At 68.7% G+C, this 4,146-nt stretch carries 2 protein-coding genes and 1 pseudogene; all 3 read left to right on the top strand.

Going from position 1 to position 4,146, the window contains the following annotated elements; translation table 11 throughout:
• Positions 1–1,491: pseudogene (locus ELR45_RS36100) on the top strand (Tat pathway signal sequence domain protein); the annotation flags it as partial.
• Positions 1,488–3,170: a glycoside hydrolase family 43 protein gene (locus ELR45_RS31500; protein ID WP_205857646.1), complete on the top strand. Its 1,683-nt coding sequence runs from the start codon at positions 1,488–1,490 to the stop codon at positions 3,168–3,170. The pseudogene ELR45_RS36100 and the gene ELR45_RS31500, both read left to right, overlap by 4 nt.
• Positions 3,171–3,438: 268 nt before the next feature.
• The coding region (locus ELR45_RS31495) for a LacI family DNA-binding transcriptional regulator (protein WP_205857645.1) at positions 3,439–4,146 on the top strand (708 nt) is incomplete at its 3' end.

The raw sequence follows: 4,146 nt of genomic DNA, 5'->3' as shown, positions 1-4,146 counted from the left end.
GACATCCGCGTCGAAGGCGGCGGCACCGCCTGGTTCGACGACCTCACCGTCGAGATGCTCGACGGTGCCGAGCCCCCGGACCTCCCCGGCGACCTGCCCATTCGGCGCGACGCCTACACCCGGATGCTCACCGAGAGCATCTCCTACTGGCGACAGCACCTGCCGCACTACAGCAACCAGGTGATGATCTGTGCGCTGGGCATCTACCGCTGCGCCCGCGGCCTGGAGCTGCTAGCGCCGGAGCGGGCGCTGCCGGAGGAGAAGGCGCGCGACTACATCTACCAGGCCGTGGGCCTCAGGCCGTATCTCGGGCCGGAGGACGCCGACGGCAACCCCAGCAAGATCCTCGGCGAGCACTACTACCAGGCGACCGAGAAGGGGCTGACCAAGGAACTGGGCTACGTCGGCAACTACGGCGAGGTGACGGACTGGTTGATCCTGCTCTACGAGTCGGTCTCCCGGGCCGGCGGCGTCGAGGATCCCGAACTCCGCGACCATATCGTGAAGATGATCAACGCCCGGGCGGTCTTCCGGTATCCCGAGGTCGACGACGACGGCTACCGGTGCATGCGGATGGAGGCGACGGTCGGCTGGCGAGACGACCGCTACCCCGGCGACATCGTCTACGCGCAGCGCACCGCCTGGGACGGCCACCCGCTGATGGCCGGCGCCGTGCTCGATGACCCCGGCATCGTCGGCCGGACGCAGCAGCTGGTGGCGGACAACCAGCTCTTCGCCCACATCGGCCTGCTGACCGATCACTCGTGGACCCGGGTCGGGCTCAACGCGGCCCGGCTGGTGCAGCGTGACTGGGACGCGTTCCGGGCCAAACCGGACAGCGACGTGCGGTTCCCGATGGACTGGGACGCCGACGACCTCGTCTTCTCCGACGAGGAGAACGGCGTGCTGGCGGTGAAGAACGGCCAGGAGATCCTGTACGCGTCGCTGTACTGGCGCGCCCGGCAGGCCGTGAACAACCTGGCCCGCATCCACCACATCACCCCGGCGACGCAGCGCACGGCGACGATACGGCAAGAGAGCTCGGTGTCGCCCACGGACGAGTGGTACGAGGAGCCGGACTGGGTCTGCTTCCCGTACGCGATCAACGACCCCGAGGCGTCGCACATCCCGCCGGGCGGGTTCGCCCCTCCCGGGCCGGAGCTGCACCAGGGGTTCGCCGGAGAGCGGCTGATGGTCGGACCGTATCCGGAGGACGTGCCCGACCCCGCCCTGGGTGTGGACTTCCCGGGCGTCGAGACGCTGTTCGTCGGCCGGGCGGAGTTCTACCGGTGTGCGTACGGGCGGTACCTGATCGGCATGAACACCAGCATCGACCGCACATACCGGCTGACGACGAGGGACCGGGACGGCGGCTGGGCGCGGGGCCAGGCGCGCAACGTCGCCACCGGTGAACAGGTCCGGCTGGGACGGGTGATCGAGCTCCCGCCCCGGACCACCGTCGTCCTCCACCGATCATGGGAGAACGTGTGATCCGTAATCCGGTCCTGCCGGGGTTCCACCCTGACCCGTCCATCGTGCGGGTAGGCGGCTGGTACTACGTCGCGAACAGCTCGTTCGAGTGGTTTCCGACCATCCCCATCCACCGCTCGCGCGACCTGGTCAGCTGGGAGTACGCCGGCCACGTCGCGGGAGCGGCGCCGGATGGCGACCTGCACGGAGTGCCGGACTCCGGTGGGATCTGGGCACCGTCGATGAGTCACACCCGCGGCCGGTTCTGGGTCACGTACTCGATCGTGCGGTCGGTCGGCACCCGGTTCTTCGACCTGGACAGCTACGTGACCTCGGCGGAGTCGATCGACGGGCCGTGGCGGCGGCCCGTCCGGGTGCGCAGCCACGGCATCGACCCGGCCTTGTTCCACGAAGACGGCCGGCTGTGGCTGCTCAACGTCCAGAACGACCACCGGCCGGGCATGCAGCGGTTCAACGGGATCGTCGTCGACGAGCTGGATCCTGAGACCCTGGAGCCCCGGGGCACGACCACACTGCTCGTCCGGCGGGACGGCCTCCTCGAGGGCCCCAAGCTGCTGGTCCGGCACGGCTGGTATTACCTCCTGCTGGCCGAGAACGGCACCGGAGTAGAGCACGGCGTCCTGACCGCCCGCAGCCGGAACCTGCTGGGCCCGTACGAGCTCGACTCTCAGTCGCTGCTGACCAGCCGGGACGACCCCGCACAACCGCTGCAGAAGGCCGGCCACGGCGAGCTGGTCGAGACATCCGAAGGCCAGTGGTACCTCGCTCACCTGGCGAGCCGACCGTTGCGGACGCCGGCCGGTCCGCACAGCACCCTGGGTCGCGAGACCTGCCTGCAGAAGATCGTCTGGGTCGACGGCTGGCCCCGGCTGGCCCACGGCGGCTGGCACGCCGCGGTGGACGTACCGGCTCCGGCCGTGATCGCACCGGCCGCCGGCCCCGTTGACGGGAACGGCGACGGCGACGGCGATGGCGAACGTCACGTCGTCGGCAACGGCGTCACCGACGGACTTCACTCTGCCGTCGGCTGGCCCTGGAGCACCCTTCGCGAGGAAGCGAGCGCGGACTGGGTCGATCTGACGGGCCGACCTGGGTGGATTCGGCTCACCGGGCGGGACGGGCCCGAGTCAAGGTGGTGGCAGAGCCTGCTGGCTCAACGGATCACGGCGCACGCCGTCGACTTCACGGTAACCGTCGACGCCGATCCTGCGACCTTCTCCCAGTCCGCCGGGCTCGTGCTGTGGTATGACACCACGTCGTACTTCACGCTCCAGCTCACCTGGGCCGAGCCCGACGGCGAACCGCAGCGCGGGCAACAGTGGCAGGGGCACGGCGGCCGGATCCTGACCCTCGTCACCGGCGACGTCGGCGGTGCCCGCCAGGTCGCCCGGCTCGACGCGTCGTCGGGCACCACTTGGCAACTGAGTGCCAGCGTCGACGGCGCGGAGTGCCAGTTCCATGCCCGGGCGCACGGCAACGATGCGTGGACGGCGATCGGCCCAGTGCTCGACTTCAGCCAGCTCTCCGACGACTACGGACGCAAGCTCCGCTTCACCGGAGCGATGGCCGGCATCGGCGCCTATGACCTGGTAGACCATGCGTGGACGGCCGACTTCTCACATTTCTCAGTGCACAAGGACGTCTACCACCGACGACGAGCGCGAACCGTGGCTGACTAGACCGAAAGATTCATCCGACCTAACCGCTCAACCACCACATATTCAGGCAGCGCTCCCTTCCACTCACGGAGATCTGTACCGTGAGCGCGGCCGGCCCTGCGCACCAACGATACGCCCAGCATGTAGGGCCAGATCTATACAGATCTCCCCGGCGTCAGCTATTGACGAACCAGATGTGAACGGTAACATCTAGCTAACACGTCTCGGAGTGGTCTCCCTTTCATCCGATGCCTGGAGGCGCGAGGTGGAATCCGTTCGCTCGGTTGGTATGAGGGACGTCGCCAAGCTCGCCGGCGTCTCCCACCAGACGGTCTCGAGAGTTCTGAACAAGAGCCCACAGGTGCGCGCCGCAACCCGCGAGCGGGTCCACGCCGCGATGCGTGAGCTCGGCTACCTGCCCAACATGGCGGCTCGCACGCTGGCGACGAGGAAGTCCTCGACGATCGGCCTGATGACCGTCGACAGCTTGCTGTACGGGCCGAGCGCGATGGTGTATGGCATCGAGGAAGCCGCCCGCGAAGCCGGGCATTACGTGAGTATCGCGAGCGCCAAGGTCTCGGACAAGGCCACCGTTCTGGCGTCGATCGACCGGCTCCGAGCACAGGGCGTGGAGGGCATCTTGGCCGTCGCCCCGGAGTTCGACGTCGAGGCCGTCCTCACCCATGTACCGGCCGATGTTCACATCGTCGCCGTCGGCTCCAGCGAGTACGTCGGCGTACCCTCCGTCGGCGTCGACAACGTCGTCGGCGGTGCGATGGCCACGCAGCATCTGCTCGACCTCGGGCACCGCACGGTGCACCACCTGGCCGGTCCCGACTCGCCCGGTGCGAACGAACGCATCGCCGGCTGGCGGTCCGCACTCGAGGCCGCACAGGCACCGGTCCCGGACGATCCGCTGACCGGCGCGTGGTCCGCTGACAGTGGTTACAGCCAGGGCCACCGGCTGGCCGCCGACCCATCCGTCACCGCCGTGTTC

Source organism: Phytoactinopolyspora endophytica (genome assembly GCF_004138495.1).
Lineage (GTDB): Bacteria > Actinomycetota > Actinomycetes > Jiangellales > Jiangellaceae > Phytoactinopolyspora > Phytoactinopolyspora endophytica.
The sequence above is the reverse complement of the archived record's forward strand: the minus strand, read 5'-3'. Positions and strand labels throughout refer to the sequence as shown.